We start from the raw sequence: 19,370 nt of genomic DNA on the forward strand, positions 1-19,370 counted from the left end.
CGAGGCGCATCTTGCGCTGAAGCGATGTCATGCCCTGACGATAGCGGGGAAATTCGGTCACCGCCAGCATTGGGGCTGCCGCTACAGGCGCGCGCTTGGGAATTGGATCGGCGGCGATCATCCCTTGCGATCCCCGCCCCTGCGCGCCACATGGAACTCATGCTTATCGAAACAGAACTGACGCCGAACCCGGCGACGCTCAAATTCCTGCCCAACCGCACGGTGATGGCCGCAGGGACGCGCGACTTCGCGACGCCCGAGGATGCGGAAGCATCGCCGCTGGCCGACGCGCTGTTCGGGCTGGGGGACGTGACCGGGGTGTTCTTCGGCAGCGACTTCGTTTCGGTGACCGCGGCGGCGGGGACCGACTGGAGCGCGCTCAAGCCCGACGTGCTCGGCATCCTGCTCGATCACTTCAGCGCGGACATGCCGCTGTTCCGCCCCGGCAGCGCCGGCGAGATCACCGTTGCGAGCGACACGGGCTTTGCCGATGATCCCGCGGACGCCGACATCGTGGCGCAAATCAAGGACCTGATCGAGACGCGGATCCGCCCGGCGGTCGCGAACGACGGTGGCGACATCGTCTATCGCGGGTTCGAGAAGGGCAAGGTCTATCTGGCGATGCAGGGGGCCTGCGCGGGCTGTCCCTCGTCGAGCGCGACGCTCAAGAACGGGATCGAGCAATTGCTGCGCTATTACGTTCCTGAAGTCACCGAAGTGCGCGCGATCTGATGCAGGCGCTCGACGACGCCGCGCTCGACCGGATCTTTCGCACCGCCCGCACCTACAACGGTTATACCGACACCCCGGTCGGGGAAGATGCGTTGCGCGCAATCTGGGACCTGATGAAATGGGGCCCGACCTCCGCCAACCAGCTTCCGGCGCGCCTGGTGTGGTGCACGTCCGATGCGGCCAAGGCGAAGCTGGCAGACTGCGTCTCGGCGCAGAATGCGCCGAAGATCCTCAAGGCGCCGGTCAGCGTCATCGTCGGGATGGACCGCGAATTTCACGAACATCTCCCCATGCTGTTCCCGCATGTCGACGCGAAGGCGTGGTTTGACGGCAATGCCGAGCTGCGCGCGGCATCGGCTTTTCGCAACTCTTCGCTGCAAGGCGCATATTTCATCATCGCGGCGCGCGCGCTCGGTCTCGATACCGGGCCGATGTCGGGCTTCGACGGCGGCAAGATCGACAAGGCGTTCTTCGCGGATACGCCATCGGTAAGCGTCAACTTCATTTCCACCCTCGGCCACGGCGATCCCGCGACGGTTTACGACCGTTCGCCCCGGCCCGCGTTCGAGATGTTCAACACGATCGCCTGATCGATGCGGACGCTCGTCATCGAAACCGCGACCGCGGCGTGTTCGGTCGCGCTGATCGACGCGGACGGCGTGGTCGCGCATCGGCATGAAGTCGTCGGGCGCGGTCATGCCGAGCGCCTGATCGCAATGGTCGCCGAACTGCCCGACGGTGGCCGCGCGTCCCGCATCCTCGTCGATTGCGGCCCTGGCAGCTTCACCGGCATCCGCGTCGGGATCGCCGCCGCGCGCGGGCTGGCGCTCGGTTGGGGCGCGGCGCTGTCCGGATACACGTCGCTCACGCTCCTCGCGGCCGCTGCATTCGGCAGGGATCCGGCCTGTTCCGAACTTGCGGTCGTGCTGGAAGGCGGGCATGGCGAAGTCTTCATGCAACAGTTCGCCGCCCCCCTCCGCGCGATCGCTCCCTTTACTTCGCTTCGCCCTGAAGCGGCCCTCGAGATCCTGTCGCCGGATCTTGCACTGTTCGGTAGCGGCGTCCGCTTCATTACCGCGATCGATCCGCAGCGCCGTGTCCACGACGTGTTGCCCGACGCCGCGGATGCAGTGTTGCTTCCACCGCAGGACGCAGGCTTGCCGCCGGTGCCGATCTATGGCCGCGCACCCGATGCCAAGCCCGCAGCGCCGCGATTACCGATGACGGGCGCTCCCGCATGAGCACGATGGTGCGGGTCGACCTGCGCCACGGCGTGGTGGCCGACCTGCCGATCGTCGATCAGATGATGCAGGCCGCGTTCGACCCTAGGTTCGGCGAGGCATGGACGCGCAATCAGGTACTCGGCCTGCTGGCGATGCCTGGCGTGTGGCTGACGATCGCGACGATCGATGACGTCCCTGCGGGGTTCGCGCTGTCGCGACGCGTGATCGACGAAGCGGAACTGTTGTTGCTGGCAACCGTGCCAACGGTGCGTCGTCGCGGCGTAGCGGGAGCGTTGCTGCGCGCGGTCATTACGGACTCGGCAAGTCAGGGTGCACTAACGCTGCACCTCGAAGTACGAAGTGGCAACGAAGCGATCAAATTGTACCGCTCCGCGGGGTTCGAAAAAGTCGGCGAGCGTCATCAATACTATCGAGGGCCGGCCGGTCAGGCATTCGACGCCCTGACATATCGACGCAATCTATAATGGCGCTAAGGTCATCTTCGTAATTGATCCTTGCATTCTATTGAGTGCAGGACGATAGCCCGCCACTGCCACGGACTGTAATCGTGTGCAATAGAGTGTGAAAGGATTCCCATGGACATCAACAGCGAGCTTCAGGACACCCTGATCACGCTTACCGCAGACATCGTCGCGGCCCACGTCAGCAACAATAGCGTCGCGGTTTCGGACCTCCCTGTGCTCATCGCCAATGTACACGGTGCCTTGACGTCCCTTGGTGGCCCTGCACCGGTCGCTGAAGTTCGTCAGGAACCAGCCGTTTCTGTCCGTTCGTCGATCAAGCCTGACTTCATCGTGTGCCTTGAAGACGGCAAGAAGCTGAAGATGCTCAAGCGCCACTTGATGACGCATTACCAGATGACTCCCGAACAGTATCGCGCCAAGTGGAACCTTCCCGCGGACTATCCGATGGTTGCCCCCAACTATGCGGAACAGCGCCGGACTCTCGCCAAGAAGATTGGTCTCGGCACTAAGCGCCGCAAGCCGGTCACGCGCTGACCTTACGCGACAGGCCCTTCCCCGCGCCGAGAAGGGCCTGTTGCGAGTCACTATCCTCTTTCGCAATAATTCGAAGACGCCTACATCGGCGGCATGCCCCGTCATATTGATCTCGAAGCGCTGTGTGCCGAAAAGGGACTGCGTATCACCGACCAGCGTCGCGTCATCGCGCGCGTCCTGTCCGATGCCGAGGACCATCCGGACGTCGAGAAGGTGTATGAACGCGCCTCGGCGATCGACCCCGGTATTTCGATCGCGACCGTCTACCGCACCGTTCGCCTGTTCGAGGAAGCCGGTATCCTCGACCGTCACGATTTCGGCGATGGCCGCGCGCGCTACGAGCCCGCGCCCGAGGCCCATCACGATCATCTGATCGACGTCGAGAGCGGCAAGGTGATCGAATTCGTCGATCCCGAATTGGAACAGTTGCAGAAGGCGATTGCCGAGCGGCTGGGGTTCCGGCTGGTCGACCACCGCATGGAATTGTACGGCGTCGCGCTTGACCGCAAGGGCTGAAGCCGCTGCCGCGCGCGTGGCTGCGCGCGCCGATGCGGCGGCCGGGCGGCCACCCCCGATCAATCGGCTCGGCTGGATCAGGCTATGGACGCGCGTGGCGTTGCTCGCGGTCTCGCTGCTGTTTGCGATCCCGCTGCATTATTTGTGGCGCTTCGTTCGGCTTTCGTCGCCCTGGCCGCGGCTGTTCCTGGGAACCGCGGCGCGGATCTGCGGCGCACGCGTCCGCGTGGTCGGCGTGCCGCTCAAACGCGACGTCTTCTATATCTCCAACCATGTCAGCTGGGTCGACATCTGCGCGATTGCCGGCGCGAGCGGCACGGCGTTCGTCGCCAAGGCGGAAATCCGCGAGGCCCCGGTGGTCGGCTGGCTGGCGACGCTCAACCGTACGGTGTTCGTTGCGCGCGAGGATCGGCTCGGGGTCGCCGAACAGATCAACGCGCTGCGCGAAACGCTGGCGGAGAATTGGTCGGTCACGGTCTTCCCGGAGGGCACCACCACCGACGGGCGATCGCTGCTGCCGTTCAAGACGTCGATGCTCAAGGTCCTCGAGCCCCCGCCGCCGGGGGTGATGGTCCAGCCGGTATTGCTCGATTACGGCCCGGTCGGCGCGGACATCGCGTGGATCGGTGAGGAAAGCGGCAAGGCGAACGCGATGCGGCTGCTCGCACGCAAGGGCGGATTCCGCGTCGCGGTGCATTTCCTCGAACCCTTCTACCCCCGCGATTTCCCGGGACGAAAGGCGATCGCGGCGGAGAGCAAGCGTCGTATCGAAGTTGCGCTGTCGGTCGTGATGTGCGGCCCGGTGCCGCCGTTCATCGGGCATGACGTATGGGCCGGCAAGGGCCCGACCCTCCCCGCCGCGCTCGACATCAAGGATCATGCGCGCGCGCCAACCGGCTAGGGGTTCAGTCGCGCCGCGATTGCGCCTATAGCCGCGCCGATCATGACACCGGCCCCCAAACTCCCGCACAAAGCGCCCCAGACCTTCGCGGTCAAATCCTTCGGCTGCCAGATGAACGTCTATGACGGCGACCGCATGGCCGAACTGATGGCCGCCCAAGGCCTGACGCAGGCCGATCCCGCCGACGCGGATCTGGTCGTGCTCAATACCTGCCACATCCGCGAACGCGCGACCGAGAAGGTCTATTCGGACATCGGCCGCCTGCGCAAGCATGGCAACGATCCGATGATCGCGGTCGCAGGTTGTGTCGCGCAGGCCGAGGGGGCGGAGATCGTCCGTCGCGCGAAGGTCGACGTCGTCGTCGGGCCGCAAGCGTATCACAACCTGCCCGCGCTCGTCGCGCGCGCCGCGCGCGGGGAATCCGCGCTCGACACCGACATGCCGGTCGACATGAAGTTCGGACATCTCCCGGCCCGCCGCCGCGTTCCGCCGAGCGCGTTCCTGACGGTGCAGGAAGGGTGCGACAAGTTCTGCACCTATTGCGTGGTACCCTATACGCGCGGTGCCGAAGTCAGCCGCGGGTTCGCGCAGATCGTGGACGAAGCGAAGTCACTGGTCGATGCCGGTGCGCGCGAGATCACGTTGCTCGGGCAGAACGTCAATGCCTGGACCGATGAGACGCGCGGGCTGGAACATCTGGTCGCGACGCTCGCCGAAATCCCCGACCTCGCGCGGATCCGGTACACGACCAGCCACCCCAACGACATGACGCAAGGGTTGATCGATGCGCACCGCGACATCGAGAAGCTGATGCCGTTCCTCCACCTGCCCGTGCAGGCGGGGAGCGACCGGCTGCTCAAGGCGATGAACCGCAGCCACAGCCGCGATTCCTATCTGCGCATTCTCGATCGAGTCCGCGTGGCGCGCCCTGATATCGCGCTGTCGGGGGATTTCATCGTCGGGTTCCCCGGAGAGACCGACGCCGATTTCGCGGAGACGCTGAGCCTGGTCGATGCGGTCGGCTATGCGCAGGCGTTCAGTTTCAAATATTCGCCCCGCCCCGGCACGCCTGCCGCGACGATGGCGGATCAAGTCCCGGCGGACGTGATGGACGACCGGCTGCAGCGCCTCCAAGCGGCGCTCAATCGCGATCAGGCGGCGTTCAACGCCGACAGCGTCGGTCGACGCTGTCAGGTGCTGATCGAGCGCGCAGGCAAGCTGCCCGGTCAGATGCTGGGCAAGTCGCCATGGCTGCAATCGGTGCACTTGGTTACGGACGCGGCGATCGGGGATCTGGTGACGGTCGATATCGTCCAGGCGGGGCCGAACTCGGTGGCAGGCGCGGCACCAACGGAAGTCGTCGCCTAACAGTCCTGGTCGCGCGCAGGCTCCGGCCCGTGCCCACTATCGGCAAGCGCTGCCGTCAGCCGAGCGCGGCGACCACAGCGACGGCTCCGGTCACGACCACGCCCCACAACGCCAGCGACGCGCCGACGATGACCAGCGCGCGCGTGCGCATCGGCAGGCGACGGAATTCGGGGAGTGCTTCGGACGTGGCATCGCCCGTTGGGAGCGGGTCGCCGGCGACGGCGAAAGGCACGACGGTCTCGACCGCGCGTGCCGCCTGAATCGCGGAATCGCTCAGCGGCTGGTCGAACGCACATCCGTAGCGCGATCCGTTGCGCCGGACGATCTGCGCGGAGACGCGACCGATCCCGGCGATCCCGATGCTGATGCTCGATGGAACCGCGATCGTGCCGTCCACGACGATCAGGCAGCCCGTGGTGGATATGTCCACGACCTTGGCGTCGATCGGTCGGGCGTCCTTGTCGCGAATCGTAGCACCGGCGTCGACCGGCCGACGCGGCGCCTGACGGCCGCTAACCCCCTGCTCGAGCGCGGCATCGTCTTCCTGTAGAAAGAGCTGTGCAGTTAAAACCATGTGCCGTTCTCCGAGTGCGGCAATCTTTCGCAGGAGAGTCCTAACATTTGGTAACGCTGTTCTTGGCCGCCGACAGTCGATGGCAAGTCGCGATCCAACGGGTCGCGGTATCCGATGGCGACGATCGGACGGCTACCTGGGCTGGATCACCACACATCCCCTCGACAAACCCGCCGGTTTCGAGCAGCATCATCGCGATGTTCCCGGACCCCGCCCCCTCCGATCTCGCGCCAGGCCAGTGGAAGCCGAACCCACCCGCCTTGTGGGTCTACATCATGCTGGGAGTCGGGCGAATCCTCCTGTCCGGGGCGGATCTCGTGTTGACGCGCATCGGCGTGCGGCGCTGAGCCTGCGGCCGCAATCACCCACCGGGGCATTTGCTCCACGATCTGTCGCCGCGACGATCGTTTCAGGTTCCCCCGCCCCTGTGCTCGCCGATCTTATCCTTGCTCGTCATGGACTTGCCGGAGGTAGGATCACTCCCCATGTTCGCGTTCCGTTCGACGCCATTGTCCGTGGCGTCCCTCGTCTGCCGTTTCCCAGCAAAGGAATTGCATGAGCCGTAAGCCAGTCCCCGCGCAGTCCGGCGATCGCAGCCGCACCGAAGTCCTGTTCGATCGTCCGCAACTGATGGCGCAACTGTTTGGCGAGTTCGACCAGAACCTGCTGGCGCTCGAGAACAAGTTGGGCGTGTACATCACCGCGCGGGGCAACAAGGTCGGGCTCGAAGGCACGGCCGAGGCGGTAGCCCAGGCGCGCGACGTGCTCCACGGTCTGTACAACCGGATCGCGCGCGGTGAAGTGGTCGACACTGGGTTGATCGACGCGGTGATCGCGATGTCGAGCGAACCGACACTCGCGGGGATCCTGCAGGCAGATGCAGGCGGCGGCGCCGTGCCGCAGATCATGATCCGCACGCGCAAGAAGACGATCGTCCCGCGCACGATCGCCCAGGCGCATTACATGCGGCAATTGCTGGGCAACGACATCATCTTCGCGCTCGGGCCGGCAGGCACCGGCAAGACCTATATCGCGGTCGCACAAGCGGTCGCACAGCTCATCACCGGCAGTGTCCAGCGGCTGATCCTGTCGCGCCCGGCGGTTGAAGCGGGCGAGAAGCTCGGGTTTCTGCCGGGGGACATGAAGGAGAAGGTCGATCCCTATCTCCGTCCGTTGTACGATGCGCTCAACGACTGCCTCCCCGCCGAGCAGGTCGAGCGCCGCATCGCCAGCGGCGAAATCGAGATTGCGCCGATCGCGTTCATGCGCGGACGGACGCTCGCAGACGCGTTCATCATCCTCGACGAAGCGCAGAACACCACGCCCGCGCAGATGAAGATGTTCCTCACCCGCTTTGGCGAGAACAGCCGGATGGTGATCTGCGGCGATCCCAAACAGACCGATCTTCCCGGTGGCATGAACGCTTCGGGCCTGAACGATGCGGTCGGGCGGCTCGAGGGAGTCGAAGGGTTGTCGATCTGCCGCTTCGGTTCGGGCGACGTCGTTCGCCATCCGATCGTCGGGCGAATCGTCGAGGCGTATGAGGGCAAGTCGGATTGACGGTGGGGATATCCCGAAGATATATTTGGGATATCCCGGAGGCTGCGATGGCGTCGCTCTACATCAAGAACCATGACACCGCAGACCTGGCGCGCGAGGTCGCCGCATTGCTGGGGACCAGCAAGACCGCGGCCGTCCACGATGCGCTCGAACATCGCAAACGCGCCCTGCAGGCCGAACGGAGCGGCAGCATCCACGATCGACTCGAAGCGTGGCGCGCGGCCCATCCGCTAGGGGAACCGACCGGTCTCGACGCCGACAAGGCGTTTTACGATTCGCTGAATGACGAGGACGGGGATTGATCCTTTTTCTCGATGCATCCGCGATGGTCGCGATGATGACCGGGGAGCCGGGGTCACCCGCGATCGAGGAACGGTTCGGCGCGGCCGACCAGATATTGTGTTCGGCGATCTCGCTGTGGGAAGCGGCGCGTGCCGTCGCTAGGAAAAGGACCGTTCCGATCCCGCTCGCGTCTTCCGAAGTCGAGGCCTTCGTTGCCGACTTCGCGATCCGTCTGGTTCCGATCGGCGCCACCGAAGGTAGCGCCGCGGTCGAGGCGTATCATCGCTACGGCAAGGGCGCCGGTCATCCCGCCAGGCTCAATATGGGCGACTGTTTTGCGTACGCTTGCGCCAAGACCAACGCCGCCACCCTGCTCTACAAGGGCGACGACTTCCTCCATACGGATCTTGCCTGATGCTTGAAATAGCCCTCTCCCACGAAGACGTCTGGCCCGAACACGACTGGGAGGCGCTTGCCACCCGCGCCGCGCTGGCCGCGATCGGACGGACGCCGCATGCCGAGCTCGCGACCGGCGCGGCAAGCGTCGAGATTTCGGTGCGGCTGACCGACGATGCCGAAGTCCAGACGCTCAACGCGCAATACCGCCACAAGGACAAGCCGACCAACGTCCTGTCCTTCCCGATGGTCCAGTCCGACCTGCTCGACACGATCGCGCAGAATTCGGACGATGGCGAGGTGCTGCTCGGCGATATCGTGCTCGCCTATGAGACGTGCGCGCGCGAGGCGGCGGAAAAAGACGTGACGGTCGAAAGCCACGCGACGCATTTGATCGTGCATGGCACGCTGCATTTGCTAGGGTATGATCACATGGACGATAACGAGGCGGGGGCGATGGAAGCGATCGAGATCGCGGCCCTCTCCGCGCTGGGCATCGCCGATCCGTATCTAATCGCTGAGGACTGACGTAACCCCATGCCCGACGGCCAAAGTACCACCGGCACCGCCACGCAATACGGCGGTGTCACCCATGCCTCCCCGGGGCATGAGACGAGCATCTGGCGGTCGTTCCGCAGCTGGATCTCGGGTCATTCGGGCGACGAATCGCTCCGCGCGACGCTTGAGGAAGCGATCGACGCGCATGAGGACGACCCAGCGCCCGACGCCAAGGGGGATCTTTCCCTGCTCGAGCGGACAATGGTGCGCAACCTGCTCCACTTCGGCGAGCGCGACGCGGGTGACGTCGGCGTGCCGCGCGCGGACATCGTCGCGGTCGAGGAAACGACGAGTTTTGCGAACCTCGTCGCCTTGTTCGCCGAGGCCGGGCACAGCCGCCTGCCGGTCTACCGCGAGAAGCTCGATACGATCATCGGGATGGTCCACATCAAGGACGTGTTCCAGATCCTCGCGACCGGCGCGGAGCATCCCGACAGCATCGCGCCGCTGATCCGCGAGCCGCTCTACGTCCCGATGTCGCGCGGCGCGCTCGATCTGCTCGCGGACATGCGGCAGAAGCGCGTCCATCTCGCGATCGTGCTCGACGAGTATTTCGGTACCGAGGGGCTCGTTACGATCGAGGATTTGATCGAAGAAATCGTCGGTGACATCGAGGACGAGCATGACGACGCCCCGACCGCGCTGCTCGTCCCGCTCGACGGCGGCGCGTGGGACGTGGATGCGCGTGCCGAACTCGAGGATGTCGGCGAGACGATCGACGAGCGACTCGCCGAGGTCGATGGCGACATCGACACGATCGGCGGCTTGGCCGCAGTGCTCGCGGGGCATGTGCCCAAGGTCGGCGACTGTATCGTCCACGACAGCGGCTGGACGCTCGAGGTCATTGCGGCGGACACGCGCCGCGTGCTGAGTCTGCGGCTTCATCCGCCAAGGCCGGAGCCCGAAGGCCGCGACGACTAGGACGATCCACCTTTACCCCTGGGGGCGGCACGGGACCAATACGATGCGAGACTGGTGGACCGCCCCGCCGCAATAATCACCCAGCCGATCACTCTCTTCGGATTAATGCATTTCATCGATCGCTTGGTTCATGGCAAACTCTCCTCCGAAATTACGAAGAGTCGATTGGAGAGACCCATGGACGCAATTACCTCCGGCAGCCCGCTGAGCGATCCGAACAAGGAGCCCGCTGCGCTGCGGTCGCTGCTCGGCCGCACCAACCGCGATTGGTGGCCCAACCAGCTCAGCCTCGAAATCCTCCAGCAGAACGGTCTGTCGGCCAACCCGATGGGCGACGATTTCGATTATGCAGAAGCCTTCAACACACTCGATTACGCAGCCGTAAAGCGCGACCTGACCGCGCTGATGACCGACAGCCAGCCGTGGTGGCCGGCCGACTACGGGCATTACGGCCCGTTCTTCATCCGCATGGCATGGCATTCGGCGGGCACCTATCGCACCGGTGACGGGCGTGGCGGGTCTTCGTCGGGTTCGCAGCGGTTCGCGCCGCTCAACAGCTGGCCGGACAACGGCAACCTCGACAAGGCACGTCGCCTGTTGTGGCCGATAAAGTCGAAGTACGGCAAGCAGCTCAGCTGGGCCGATCTGTTCATCATGGCGGGCAACGTCGCGATCGAATCGATGGGCGGACCCGTGTTCGGCTTCGGTGGCGGACGCGAGGACGTGTTCGAGCCGATGAAGGACATCTACTTCGGTACGGAAGAAGAATGGCTCGGCGATACGCGAATCGACGAAGAAGAGGGCCGTGCGCTCGAGAGCCCGCTCGCCGCGATCCAGATGGGCCTGATCTACGTCAACCCGGAAGGCCCCGGCGGTTGCCCCAACCCGATGGGCTCGGCGCGCGACATGCGCGAGACCTTCGCGCGCATGGGCATGAACGACGAAGAGACCGTCGCACTGACCGCGGGTGGCCACACCTTCGGCAAGGCGCATGGCGCAGGTGACGCATCGCTCGTCGGCGTAGAGCCGGAAGGCGCCGACATCGCGACGCAGGGCCTCGGCTGGGTGTCGAAGCACGGCACCGGACTCGGCGACGACACGATCACCTCGGGGATCGAAGGCGCCTGGACCCCGACGCCGATCACCTGGGACCAGACCTATTGGGACATGCTGCTCGACCACGAATATGAGCTGGTGAAGAGCCCGGCAGGCGCGCACCAGTGGCAGCCGGTCGGCAACCCCGAGGAAACGCTCGCTCCCAAGGCGCACACCCCGAGCGTCAAGGTCCCGACGATGATGACGACCGCCGACATGGCGCTCAAGAAGGACCCGGCTTACCTCGAGATCAGCAAGCGTTTCCAGAAGGACCCGGCGGCGTTCGCCGATGCCTTTGCGCGCGCCTGGTTCAAGCTGACTCACCGCGACATGGGGCCGAAGGTCCGCTATCTCGGCCCCGACGTTCCGGCCGAGGACCTGATCTGGCAGGATCCGATCCCCAAGGCGGATTATGCGCAGATCGACGCGGGCGACGTGCCCGGCCTCAAGCAGGCGATCGCCAATTCGGGGCTTTCGGTAGCCGAGCTGGTAACGACCGCCTGGGCGTCGGCCTCGACCTATCGCCAGTCGGACCACCGCGGTGGGGCGAACGGCGGTCGTATCCGGCTCGCGCCGCAAAAGGACTGGGAGGTCAACCAGCCTGAGCAGCTCGCCAAGGTGCTTGGCGTCTATGAGGGCATCAAGTCGGACTTCGACGGTCAGGGTAGCAAGAAGGTTTCGATCGCGGATCTGATCGTGCTCGGCGGGTCGGTCGGGATCGAGGCGGCGGCGAAGGCTGCCGGCAAGACGATCGAAGTGCCGTTCCTGCCAGGCCGGACCGATGCGTCGGCCGAGCAGACCGATGCCGCGAGCTTCGACGTGCTCGAACCCAAGGCGGACGGCTTCCGCAACTATCTGTCGGTCAAGTTCAGCGTTCCGACCGAGGAACTGCTGGTCGACCGCGCGCAGTTACTTGGGCTGAGCGGTCCGCAGATGGCAGTGCTGGTGGGCGGGTTGCGCGTGATCGGCGTGAACCATCCCAAGGCCGGGGACCACGGCGTGTTCACCGACCGCAAGGGTCAGCTGACCAACGATTTCTTCGTCAACCTGCTCGACATGCAAACCGCGTGGAAGCAGCTCAGCGACGACAGCGACGAGGAATATCTCGGCACGCTGCGCGAGACCGGCGAGAAGAAGTGGACCGCTTCGCGCACCGACCTGGTGTTCGGCGCCAACTCGCAGCTCCGCACGGTGGCGGAGGTCTACGCCTCGTCCGACGCGGGCGACAAGTTCATCAAGGACTTCGTCGATGCGTGGGTCAAGGTGATGAATGCCGACCGGTTCGACGTCGCGTCGGGCCATGTCGAAGGCAAGCCCGCGGTCGCGTAACGTCGACCGTGCTCCTGCGCAGGCAGGAGCCCAGGGTTGCGGGCGCAACGGCTGTAACCCTGGGCTCCCGCTTCCGCGGGAGAACTTGATGAGTACATCGTGGCGGTGGCGCTAGCGCCACCGCCATTTTTGTACATCGGAGGATTCCCCCTGCCCCGGCTGCCGGGATGACACCCCCCAACTCTAGCCCTTCCACCGGGCGTCGCCGCGCCCTATCAAGCGGCTATGCGCAAACACATTCTCATCATCCTCGGCATTCTGGTCGTCGTCGGGGTCGCGGTCCTCTGGTGGATGTTCCAGCCCGAGCCCGCTCAGCTCCCGATCACCCAGGTCGAAGGCGAACGCCCGGTAATCTCCGCACCGCGCGAACAGACGATCCCGACCACCAAGGTCGCCAAGGCAGTCGGCTGGCCAGCAGGCACGACTCCGGTCCCCGCCGTCGGGCTCAAGGTCGCCGCGTTCGCGCAAGGGCTCGAGCATCCGCGCTGGCTCTACCGCCTCCCCAATGGCGACGTGCTCGTCGCCGAGACCAACTCGCCGCCGCGCAAGGGCCGCAGCATCACCGATACCGTGATGCGCTACCTGCTCGGCCGCGCAGGCGCGGGCGTTCCCTCCGCCAACCGCATCACCCTGCTGCGCGACGGCAATGGCGATGGGGTTGCGGAACAGAAGACCGTGCTGATCGGCGGGCTCAACTCGCCCACCGGCATGGCGCTGCTCGGCGGCTATCTCTACATCGCCAACACCGATGCGCTGGTCCGCGTGCCGTTCAAGCCCGGCGAGACCAGGATCACCGCGACGCCGGAGACGATCATCGCGCTCAACGGTGGCGGCAACCATTGGGCGCGCACGCTGCTCGCGGATCCGAACGGGAAATATCTCTACGTCGGCGTCGGCTCGTCGTCGAACATCGGCGAAAACGGGATGGAGGCCGAGAAATATCGCGCCAACATCCTGCAAGTCGATCCGCAGGCGAAGACCTTCCGCGTGTTCGGCGCGGGCTTGCGCAATCCGCAGGGGATGGCGTTCGAACCCAAATCGGGCGCACTGTGGGTCGCGGTTAACGAACGCGACATGCTGGGGTCGGACATCGTCCCCGATTACATCACGCGCGTCGGGCTCGGGGATAACTTCGGGTGGCCGTGGTATTATTGGGGCGGCTATCCCGATACCCGCGTGAAGCCCGGGAACCCGGCGCTGCAGGAATATTCCAAGCGTCCCGATTTCGCGATGGGGCCGCATGTCGCGGCGCTCGGGCTGACCTTCGCGACCGACGCGAAGCTGGGGGCGGCGTACAGCAACGGCGCGTTCGTTGGTGAGCATGGCTCGTGGAACCGTGTGCCGGTGTCGGGCTATAAGGTCGCATTCGTACCGTTCGGCGAGCTCGGCTTTCCCAAGAAAGGCGCAAAGCCGGTCGACGTGCTGACGGGCTTCCTCAACGCCAAGGGCGAGGCGCGGGGACGCCCGGTCGGCGTGACGTTCGATCGTGGCGGCGCACTGCTGGTCGCGGATGACGTGGGCAACACGGTGTGGCGGGTCAGCGCGAAGTAACCGTCCTCACTCCCCTCCCTCGAAGGGAGGGGAGCCGTGCATCACCGGCGTTATTCCAGCATCTTCGGCGCTTCCTTCGCCAGCTTGGCGCGGATCTTGTCCGCGAACAGCGCGAGGAACGGCGGCAAGTCGACCTCGGCGCGGACCGAGCTTTCCGCAACGGTCAGCTTGCTCGCGACGCGCTGCCCCATCGCGGCGACGGTGAAAAACATCGTGTCCCCCTCCCAGCGATGATCGACCGCGGCGCCGCCCGGGAACATCCCCGCCAGCTTGCCGATCCCGCCATCGACGCGCGCCCGCGCCGCCGCCAGACCAAGCTTATGGGGGATTTCGACGACGATCGGTTCACTCATGGCAGGTCCTTCACGCCTTGGCGTATCATTGCGCGAACAGCATCGCGTCGTCGGCAAACGCCTTGAACTCGAGCGCGTTGCCGCTCGGGTCATAAAAGAACATGGTCGCCTGCTCACCCGGCTGTCCGACGAAGCGGGTGTGCGGCTCGATCCCGAAGCGAGTCCCCGCCGCGGTCAGCCGCTTCGCGAGCGCGTGCCAGTCAGGCATCGTCAGCACGACGCCGAAATGCGGCACCGGCACCGCGTGCCCGTCGACCGCGTTCGACACCGCGACCGGCTTGGCGGCGGGGTCGAGATGCGCGACGATCTGGTGGCCGTAGAGGTCGAAGTCGATCCACGCGTCCGAGCTGCGCCCCTCGGTGCACCCGAGCGTCCCACCGTAAAAGGCGCGCGCGGCGGCGAGATCGTGGACCGGGAAGGCGAGATGGAAGGGGCGTGTCATGCAACCGCCCTACCAAATCCTCCCCCGCAGGGGGAGGGGGACCCTGAGCATTCAGCAAAGGGTGGAGGGGGCGTGCCACTCTCGCATCGCTTGTGCCGCACTCCTCCACCACCAGCCGGAAGGCGGCTGGTGTGCGAGCGAGAATGTGTCCCCCGGACACATTCTTGGCCTGCCTGGGGCAGGCCAATGCTCGCACACCCCCTCCCCGTTCCGGGGAGGATCGAAGCACGACGTTGCGTCCCCTCCCTGATCACGCGATAGCCACCCGATGACTCAGCGCCCCGCCCTTTTCTCCTTCCTGCTCGGCGGGATCGCCGCGGTCGGCTTCGCCCCGCTTGCGCTGTGGCCCGTCACGCTCGGGTGTTTCGCCGCGTGGATGTGGCTGGTGCACCAAGCGCCGACGCGACGCGCGGCGTTGTGGCGCGGGTGGCTGTTCGGCTTCGCGCATTTCACCATCGGCAACAACTGGATCGCCAAGGCCTTCAGTTTCCAGGATGCGATGCCGCATGCGCTCGGCTGGTTCGCGCCCGCGCTGCTGTCGCTGTATCTCGCGATCTTCCCGATGGCCGCGGCGGGGGTCGCGTGGAAGCTCAGGCGCCAGACACTGGACGCAAGCTATGTCCTGATCTTCGCCACCGCCTGGATCGCGACCGAATATCTGCGCGGGACGTTGCTGACCGGCTATCCGTGGAACCCGCTCTCCGAAATCTGGCTCCCGACGCCGGTCGCGGCGAGCGGGCGGTATCTCGGCACGTACGCGCTGTCAGGAGTCGCCGTACTGGTCGCGGGCGCGTTGCTGCTCGCGACACAGCGGCACCGGCGCTTTCCGCTCGCGGTCGCCGGCGTCACGGGGCTGCTCGCGCTGTCGGCGATCGACACGACTCCCGCCGCCCCCACGCCCACCAACGCGCCACGGGTCCGCGTCGTCCAGCCCGATCTCGACCAGGAGCAACGCCCGCGCGACGATTATGCCGAGACCAACCTGCGCGCGCTCGCTGGCCTCAGCGGAAGCCCGCGCGCCGCGCCGCGGCTGATCGTCTGGCCAGAGGGCGCGCTGCGCTATCTCCCCGAGGACGGCTATCCGCCGCAATATTACGGCGAGTCCGCACCGTTCCTGACCCGCGCACGGATTGCGGCACTGCTCGGCCCACGCGACGTCGTCCTCACCGGCGGAAACGCGCTGCTGTTCGATTCCGCCGGGCAAATCCGGTCGGCGACCAACGCGATCTTCGCGATCGACGCGGAGAAGCGGATCGTCGCCCGCTACGACAAGGCGCATCTGGTGCCGTTCGGCGAATATCTCCCGCTGCGCCCGTTGATGTCCGCGATCGGCCTGTCGCGGCTCGTCCCCGGCGATCTCGACTTCGCCCCCGGCAAGGGCCCCGATGGAGTCGACCTCCCCGGTATCGGGCGGGTCGGTTTCGCGCTGTGCTACGAGATGATCTTCTCAGGCTCGATCGTCGACCGCAAGCATCGCCCCGCCTTGATCTTCAACCCGTCCAACGACAGCTGGTACGGCAGCTGGGGCCCCGCGCAGCATCTGGCGCAGGCACGGCTCCGCGCGATCGAGGAAGGCCTGCCGATCATCCGCGCGACGCCGACCGGCATCTCCGCGATCATCGACGCGCGCGGCCACGTGCTCGCGTCGATCCCGTGGGAGACGCAGGGCGCGATCGAACTGCCGATCCCGCCCGCCGCCCCCCCCACCCTGTTCGCGCAAGTCGGCAACCTGATGGCGCTGCTCACCGCACTCGTGCTGGCGCTAACGGCAATTGCCATCCGGCGATGGGCACGATAGGAGCACATATAAGGAAAGCTTTATATGCCTGTCCCGGTCACGCCGGGTCGTGCCAAGACGAGGGTTTCACCGAATGCGCGCATCGTTTCTCTTCACCTCCGAGTCGGTCTCGGAAGGTCATCCCGACAAGGTCGCCGACCAGATTTCGGACACCGTGGTCGACCTGTTCCTGAGCAAGGACCCCCAGGCACGCATCGCGTGCGAGACGCTGACCACGACCAACCTCGTCGTCCTCGCGGGCGAAATCCGCTGCAAAGGCGTGTACGAGAACGGCGCCTGGGCCGATGGCGCGCTCGCCGAGATCGAGGCTGCGGTGCGCAACACCGTCAAGGAAATCGGCTATGAGCAGTCGGGCTTCCACTGGGAAAACTTCCGCTTCGAGAACAACCTCCACGGCCAGTCCGCCGAAATCGCGATGGGCGTCGACGAGGGCGCGAACAAGGACGAGGGCGCCGGCGACCAGGGCATCATGTTCGGCTACGCGACCGACGAGACCCCGGGCCTGATGCCCGCGACGCTCTATTACAGCCACAAGATCCTCGAGCGGATGGCTGCAGACCGTCATTCGGGCGCAGCCCCGTTCCTGGAGCCTGACGCCAAGAGCCAGGTCACGCTGGAATATCGTGACGAGAAGCCGGTCCGCGCGACCGCGCTGGTCGTCTCGACCCAGCACAAGGCAGGCTATTGCCTGCAGGGCGACAACGCCAACCCCGCGCTGTACGAAGAACTCCGCAGCTACGTCGCTGGCGTGATGAAGGACACGTTGCCCGAGGGCTTCGTGACCGACGCGACCAAGATCTACATCAACCCGACCGGCGCATTCGAAATCGGCGGTCCGGATGGCGACGCTGGCGTGACGGGTCGCAAGATCATCGTCGACACCTACGGCGGCGCGGCTCCGCATGGCGGCGGCGCGTTCTCGGGCAAGGATCCGACGAAGGTCGATCGCTCGGCCGCCTATGTCTCGCGCTATCTCGCGAAGAACGTCGTTGCTGCCGGCCTCGCGCGCCGCTGCACGATCCAGCTCAGCTATGCGATCGGCATCGCCGAGCCGCTGTCGCTCTACGTCGACCTGCACGGCACGGGTACGGTGCCGGAAGCGAAGATCGAGGAAGTGCTCCCGCAGCTCGTTCGCCTGACGCCGAAGGGCATCCGCGAGCACCTCAAGCTCAATGCGCCGATCTACAAGCGCACCGCTGCGTACGGCCACTTCGGGCGCGAGCCCGATGCGGATGGCTTCACCTGGGAAAAGACCGATCTGGTCGACGCGCTCAAGGCTGCCGTCGCCTGATGATGCACCGGGCGCGGTGGTGCCGCGCCCGGACCCTCCATTCGCGCCAACCCGCTGAGCGCTACCGTTGCGCGGCGGAGAAAGCGGCCGGATCGAAGCGCGCGGGCAGGACTCGGTCCGCCGAACCGCTACCGTCCGAAAGCGCCGATGCGGTCTGCGCGTCCGCCGCGACCGAAAAGCGCAAATCCTCGGCAAGATACCCGGTCAGCAGCGTGTCGGCGGGCAACCGCCCGCTCGTGCCGTGGATGAACATCATCGGCCATGCGATCACCAGCGCACCGCCGATCGCAAGCACCCCCTGATCCAACCCCTTGCGTCCAGTCCGCCCGGACAGGCGCACCGGCCCGCTCGGCGTCTGGATCGACAGCAGCCGGACGTCGAGTTCCCCCTTCTTGCCGAAAAGACCGTTGCGCTCGGCGCGCATGACTTCACCGACGGCGATCGCGCCTGCGGGAACCACCACTTTTCCGCGATAGGCGATCGGCTCCGCGACCTCGAGATAGAAGCGGTCGCCCGCACGAACGTCCTTGGTGTTGAGTTCTGCGCGCGTTGCCAGCCGTACCGGTGTTCCCATCGGGAAGGAGGCGGTGCGGTCGCTCGGGATCGCCGGGGCGTCCCAGTGGATAAGGTCCTGCGCGATGGCCACCGTCGGGGTCAGCAAGGCGAGCGCAAGGCACGCGGACAACGCCAGTTTCATGCAGACTTCCCCTGTTCGACATCGAACCGTGTAAATCTGCAATCTTGACCGAGACTTAGCGTTTATGGTGAACGGCGGATCGGCCAGCGGGATCAGCGCCGGACGGAAGGCCGATTACTTCCGCCGCTGGACCGCGCGGACGATCGTGCGTTCCGCCACCCGCACCGCCGCGCTAGCGGCCCGCTGCGCCACGAAGCCGACGGCCGCACCCGCGATCGTGTCGAGCAGGTAATGCTTGCCGCGCGGGAGCTGCATCGCGGCAACCCCACCCGCCAGCGCGTAAGCGGTCGCGCCGACCACGGGCGCGTCCTTCGCAAGCGCACCGGCAACCGCGACAGCGCCGGCAGTATGACCCGACGGGAACGAACTCTGGTCGTGGTCCTTGCTGTCGCCCGGCTCGAACTTGTGCTCACCGCTCTCGATCGCCTTCTTGGGTCGCGTGCGATCCACCGATCGCTTGATTGCCGACTTGATCCCGGTCGCGATGATCTCGCTCGCGAGCATCCGCGCTCCGGTGCGCAGCATGACCGGCTGGCGCAACAGCGCGCCGACGACGAGCGTCCCCGCGCCCAGCAGTAGCAACGGCGGCTGGTCCGCGCCTTCGCTGAGCGCGCCGAGCAGCTTCACGCCGGGTTTATCGCGATGTTTCGCGGCGTCGTGCGTGACCTTGCGGTCGATGCGGGTCAACGCCTTGGCTGCCTTGGTCACTTTACCCATCGTCCACATCTCCGAAACTTAATCGCCGAACCGCCGAACTGCGCGAA

The 19,370-nt window shown here is 65.8% G+C and carries 23 protein-coding genes; 18 read left to right on the forward strand and 5 right to left on the reverse strand.

The window, feature by feature from the left end; all coding sequences use genetic code 11:
- Positions 1 to 159: 159 nt before the first annotated feature.
- The 8 genes from QBJ92_RS15750 (at position 160) to miaB (ending at position 5,759) form a co-directional block, all read left to right on the forward strand.
- Positions 160 to 732 carry a NifU family protein gene (locus QBJ92_RS15750; RefSeq protein ID WP_277970708.1) on the forward strand — a complete coding sequence of 191 codons (573 nt, stop codon included), beginning with the start codon at positions 160 to 162 and terminating at the stop codon, positions 730 to 732.
- Positions 732 to 1,322, forward strand: a complete 591-nt coding sequence (locus tag QBJ92_RS15755) for a malonic semialdehyde reductase (RefSeq protein WP_277970652.1) — start codon at positions 732 to 734, stop codon at positions 1,320 to 1,322. The genes QBJ92_RS15750 and QBJ92_RS15755 overlap by 1 nt, the downstream gene beginning before the upstream one ends.
- Before the next feature lie 3 nt (positions 1,323 to 1,325).
- Positions 1,326 to 1,973, forward strand: a complete 648-nt coding sequence (tsaB, locus tag QBJ92_RS15760) for a tRNA (adenosine(37)-N6)-threonylcarbamoyltransferase complex dimerization subunit type 1 TsaB (protein WP_277970653.1) — start codon at positions 1,326 to 1,328, stop codon at positions 1,971 to 1,973.
- Positions 1,970 to 2,440, forward strand: a complete 471-nt coding sequence (locus QBJ92_RS15765; RefSeq protein WP_277970654.1) for a GNAT family N-acetyltransferase — start codon at positions 1,970 to 1,972, stop codon at positions 2,438 to 2,440. Before tsaB ends, QBJ92_RS15765 begins: the two co-directional genes overlap by 4 nt.
- 111 nt (positions 2,441 to 2,551) lie before the next feature.
- Positions 2,552 to 2,974 (forward strand): MucR family transcriptional regulator, encoded by a 423-nt coding sequence (locus tag QBJ92_RS15770; RefSeq protein ID WP_277970655.1) that lies wholly within the window; start codon positions 2,552 to 2,554, stop codon positions 2,972 to 2,974.
- A 93-nt stretch (positions 2,975 to 3,067) separates the two neighbouring features.
- Entirely contained in the window at positions 3,068 to 3,490 is a 423-nt protein-coding gene (locus QBJ92_RS15775) for a Fur family transcriptional regulator (RefSeq protein WP_010162106.1), read from the forward strand.
- A complete protein-coding gene (locus QBJ92_RS15780) occupies positions 3,474 to 4,391 on the forward strand; it encodes a lysophospholipid acyltransferase family protein (RefSeq protein WP_277970656.1) in 918 nt (305 codons plus the stop codon). Before QBJ92_RS15775 ends, QBJ92_RS15780 begins: the two co-directional genes overlap by 17 nt.
- Positions 4,392 to 4,433: 42 nt before the next feature.
- Positions 4,434 to 5,759, forward strand: a complete 1,326-nt coding sequence (gene miaB, locus QBJ92_RS15785; RefSeq protein WP_277970657.1) for a tRNA (N6-isopentenyl adenosine(37)-C2)-methylthiotransferase MiaB — start codon at positions 4,434 to 4,436, stop codon at positions 5,757 to 5,759.
- 55 nt (positions 5,760 to 5,814) lie between these two features.
- Here the strand turns inward: miaB and QBJ92_RS15790 are convergent, their stop codons facing one another.
- Positions 5,815 to 6,333 carry a PilZ domain-containing protein gene (locus tag QBJ92_RS15790; protein WP_277970658.1) on the reverse strand — a complete coding sequence of 173 codons (519 nt, stop codon included), beginning with the start codon at positions 6,331 to 6,333 and terminating at the stop codon, positions 5,815 to 5,817.
- Between the two features lie 47 nt (positions 6,334 to 6,380).
- Here QBJ92_RS15790 and QBJ92_RS15795 point away from each other — a divergent pair, with 47 nt between their 5' ends.
- The 8 genes from QBJ92_RS15795 to QBJ92_RS15830 all read left to right on the forward strand — a co-directional run bounded on the left by QBJ92_RS15795 (position 6,381) and on the right by QBJ92_RS15830 (position 14,025).
- Entirely contained in the window at positions 6,381 to 6,680 is a 300-nt protein-coding gene (locus tag QBJ92_RS15795; protein ID WP_277970659.1) for a hypothetical protein, read from the forward strand.
- Between the two features lie 208 nt (positions 6,681 to 6,888).
- Entirely contained in the window at positions 6,889 to 7,893 is a 1,005-nt protein-coding gene (locus QBJ92_RS15800; protein ID WP_277970660.1) for a PhoH family protein, read from the forward strand.
- A gap of 47 nt (positions 7,894 to 7,940) precedes the next feature.
- Positions 7,941 to 8,195, forward strand: a complete 255-nt coding sequence (locus QBJ92_RS15805) for a type II toxin-antitoxin system VapB family antitoxin (protein WP_277970661.1) — start codon at positions 7,941 to 7,943, stop codon at positions 8,193 to 8,195.
- Positions 8,192 to 8,590, forward strand: coding sequence for a type II toxin-antitoxin system VapC family toxin (locus QBJ92_RS15810; protein WP_277970662.1), 399 nt, complete (start codon positions 8,192 to 8,194; stop codon positions 8,588 to 8,590). Before QBJ92_RS15805 ends, QBJ92_RS15810 begins: the two co-directional genes overlap by 4 nt.
- Complete coding sequence (ybeY, locus tag QBJ92_RS15815) at positions 8,590 to 9,099, forward strand: rRNA maturation RNase YbeY (protein ID WP_277970663.1); 510 nt, start codon at positions 8,590 to 8,592, stop codon at positions 9,097 to 9,099. The genes QBJ92_RS15810 and ybeY overlap by 1 nt, the downstream gene beginning before the upstream one ends.
- Positions 9,100 to 9,108: 9 nt before the next feature.
- A complete protein-coding gene (locus QBJ92_RS15820) occupies positions 9,109 to 10,050 on the forward strand; it encodes a hemolysin family protein (protein WP_277970664.1) in 942 nt (313 codons plus the stop codon).
- 177 nt (positions 10,051 to 10,227) lie between these two features.
- A complete protein-coding gene (gene katG, locus QBJ92_RS15825; protein ID WP_277970665.1) occupies positions 10,228 to 12,474 on the forward strand; it encodes a catalase/peroxidase HPI in 2,247 nt (748 codons plus the stop codon).
- Between the two features lie 225 nt (positions 12,475 to 12,699).
- Positions 12,700 to 14,025 (forward strand): PQQ-dependent sugar dehydrogenase, encoded by a 1,326-nt coding sequence (locus tag QBJ92_RS15830; protein WP_277970666.1) that lies wholly within the window; start codon positions 12,700 to 12,702, stop codon positions 14,023 to 14,025.
- 50 nt (positions 14,026 to 14,075) lie between these two features.
- Here QBJ92_RS15830 and QBJ92_RS15835 read toward each other — a convergent pair whose 3' ends face one another.
- Positions 14,076 to 14,378 (reverse strand): polyhydroxyalkanoic acid system family protein, encoded by a 303-nt coding sequence (locus QBJ92_RS15835; RefSeq protein WP_277970667.1) that lies wholly within the window; start codon positions 14,376 to 14,378, stop codon positions 14,076 to 14,078.
- Positions 14,379 to 14,403: 25 nt separating this feature from the next.
- Positions 14,404 to 14,820 (reverse strand): VOC family protein, encoded by a 417-nt coding sequence (locus QBJ92_RS15840; protein ID WP_277970668.1) that lies wholly within the window; start codon positions 14,818 to 14,820, stop codon positions 14,404 to 14,406.
- A 268-nt stretch (positions 14,821 to 15,088) separates the two neighbouring features.
- Here QBJ92_RS15840 and lnt point away from each other — a divergent pair, with 268 nt between their 5' ends.
- The gene (lnt, locus tag QBJ92_RS15845; protein WP_277970669.1) at positions 15,089 to 16,618 is read left to right on the forward strand and encodes an apolipoprotein N-acyltransferase; all 1,530 of its coding nucleotides are present in this window, start codon (positions 15,089 to 15,091) and stop codon (positions 16,616 to 16,618) included.
- 73 nt (positions 16,619 to 16,691) lie between these two features.
- Entirely contained in the window at positions 16,692 to 17,909 is a 1,218-nt protein-coding gene (metK, locus tag QBJ92_RS15850) for a methionine adenosyltransferase (RefSeq protein WP_277970670.1), read from the forward strand.
- 61 nt (positions 17,910 to 17,970) lie between these two features.
- Here metK and QBJ92_RS15855 read toward each other — a convergent pair whose 3' ends face one another.
- Both QBJ92_RS15855 and QBJ92_RS15860 read right to left on the reverse strand, forming a co-directional pair.
- A complete protein-coding gene (locus QBJ92_RS15855; protein WP_277970671.1) occupies positions 17,971 to 18,606 on the reverse strand; it encodes a hypothetical protein in 636 nt (211 codons plus the stop codon).
- Between the two features lie 114 nt (positions 18,607 to 18,720).
- Complete coding sequence (locus tag QBJ92_RS15860; protein WP_277970672.1) at positions 18,721 to 19,323, reverse strand: phosphatase PAP2 family protein; 603 nt, start codon at positions 19,321 to 19,323, stop codon at positions 18,721 to 18,723.
- Positions 19,324 to 19,370 lie beyond the last annotated feature (47 nt).

The organism is Sphingomonas echinoides (assembly GCF_029623395.1).
GTDB classification, from domain to species: domain Bacteria; phylum Pseudomonadota; class Alphaproteobacteria; order Sphingomonadales; family Sphingomonadaceae; genus Sphingomonas; species Sphingomonas echinoides_A.

Excerpts from the sequence above, each read along its gene's own strand:
- lnt (WP_277970669.1), top strand. The coding sequence starts at position 15,089 with ATGACTCAGCGCCCCGCCCTTTTCTCCTTCCTGCTCGGCGGGATCGCC.
- katG (WP_277970665.1), top strand. The coding sequence starts at position 10,228 with ATGGACGCAATTACCTCCGGCAGCCCGCTGAGCGATCCGAACAAGGAG.
- QBJ92_RS15840 (WP_277970668.1), bottom strand. The coding sequence starts at position 14,820 with ATGACACGCCCCTTCCATCTCGCCTTCCCGGTCCACGATCTCGCCGCC.
- QBJ92_RS15755 (WP_277970652.1), top strand. The coding sequence starts at position 732 with ATGCAGGCGCTCGACGACGCCGCGCTCGACCGGATCTTTCGCACCGCC.
- miaB (WP_277970657.1), top strand. The coding sequence starts at position 4,434 with ATGACACCGGCCCCCAAACTCCCGCACAAAGCGCCCCAGACCTTCGCG.
- QBJ92_RS15855 (WP_277970671.1), bottom strand. The coding sequence starts at position 18,606 with ATGAAACTGGCGTTGTCCGCGTGCCTTGCGCTCGCCTTGCTGACCCCG.
- tsaB (WP_277970653.1), top strand. The coding sequence starts at position 1,326 with ATGCGGACGCTCGTCATCGAAACCGCGACCGCGGCGTGTTCGGTCGCG.
- QBJ92_RS15860 (WP_277970672.1), bottom strand. The coding sequence starts at position 19,323 with ATGGGTAAAGTGACCAAGGCAGCCAAGGCGTTGACCCGCATCGACCGC.
- QBJ92_RS15835 (WP_277970667.1), bottom strand. The coding sequence starts at position 14,378 with ATGAGTGAACCGATCGTCGTCGAAATCCCCCATAAGCTTGGTCTGGCG.
- QBJ92_RS15770 (WP_277970655.1), top strand. The coding sequence starts at position 2,552 with ATGGACATCAACAGCGAGCTTCAGGACACCCTGATCACGCTTACCGCA.
- QBJ92_RS15775 (WP_010162106.1), top strand. The coding sequence starts at position 3,068 with ATGCCCCGTCATATTGATCTCGAAGCGCTGTGTGCCGAAAAGGGACTG.
- QBJ92_RS15750 (WP_277970708.1), top strand. The coding sequence starts at position 160 with ATGCTTATCGAAACAGAACTGACGCCGAACCCGGCGACGCTCAAATTC.
- QBJ92_RS15765 (WP_277970654.1), top strand. The coding sequence starts at position 1,970 with ATGAGCACGATGGTGCGGGTCGACCTGCGCCACGGCGTGGTGGCCGAC.
- QBJ92_RS15820 (WP_277970664.1), top strand. The coding sequence starts at position 9,109 with ATGCCCGACGGCCAAAGTACCACCGGCACCGCCACGCAATACGGCGGT.
- metK (WP_277970670.1), top strand. The coding sequence starts at position 16,692 with ATGCGCGCATCGTTTCTCTTCACCTCCGAGTCGGTCTCGGAAGGTCAT.
- QBJ92_RS15800 (WP_277970660.1), top strand. The coding sequence starts at position 6,889 with ATGAGCCGTAAGCCAGTCCCCGCGCAGTCCGGCGATCGCAGCCGCACC.
- ybeY (WP_277970663.1), top strand. The coding sequence starts at position 8,590 with ATGCTTGAAATAGCCCTCTCCCACGAAGACGTCTGGCCCGAACACGAC.
- QBJ92_RS15790 (WP_277970658.1), bottom strand. The coding sequence starts at position 6,333 with ATGGTTTTAACTGCACAGCTCTTTCTACAGGAAGACGATGCCGCGCTC.
- QBJ92_RS15830 (WP_277970666.1), top strand. The coding sequence starts at position 12,700 with ATGCGCAAACACATTCTCATCATCCTCGGCATTCTGGTCGTCGTCGGG.
- QBJ92_RS15805 (WP_277970661.1), top strand. The coding sequence starts at position 7,941 with ATGGCGTCGCTCTACATCAAGAACCATGACACCGCAGACCTGGCGCGC.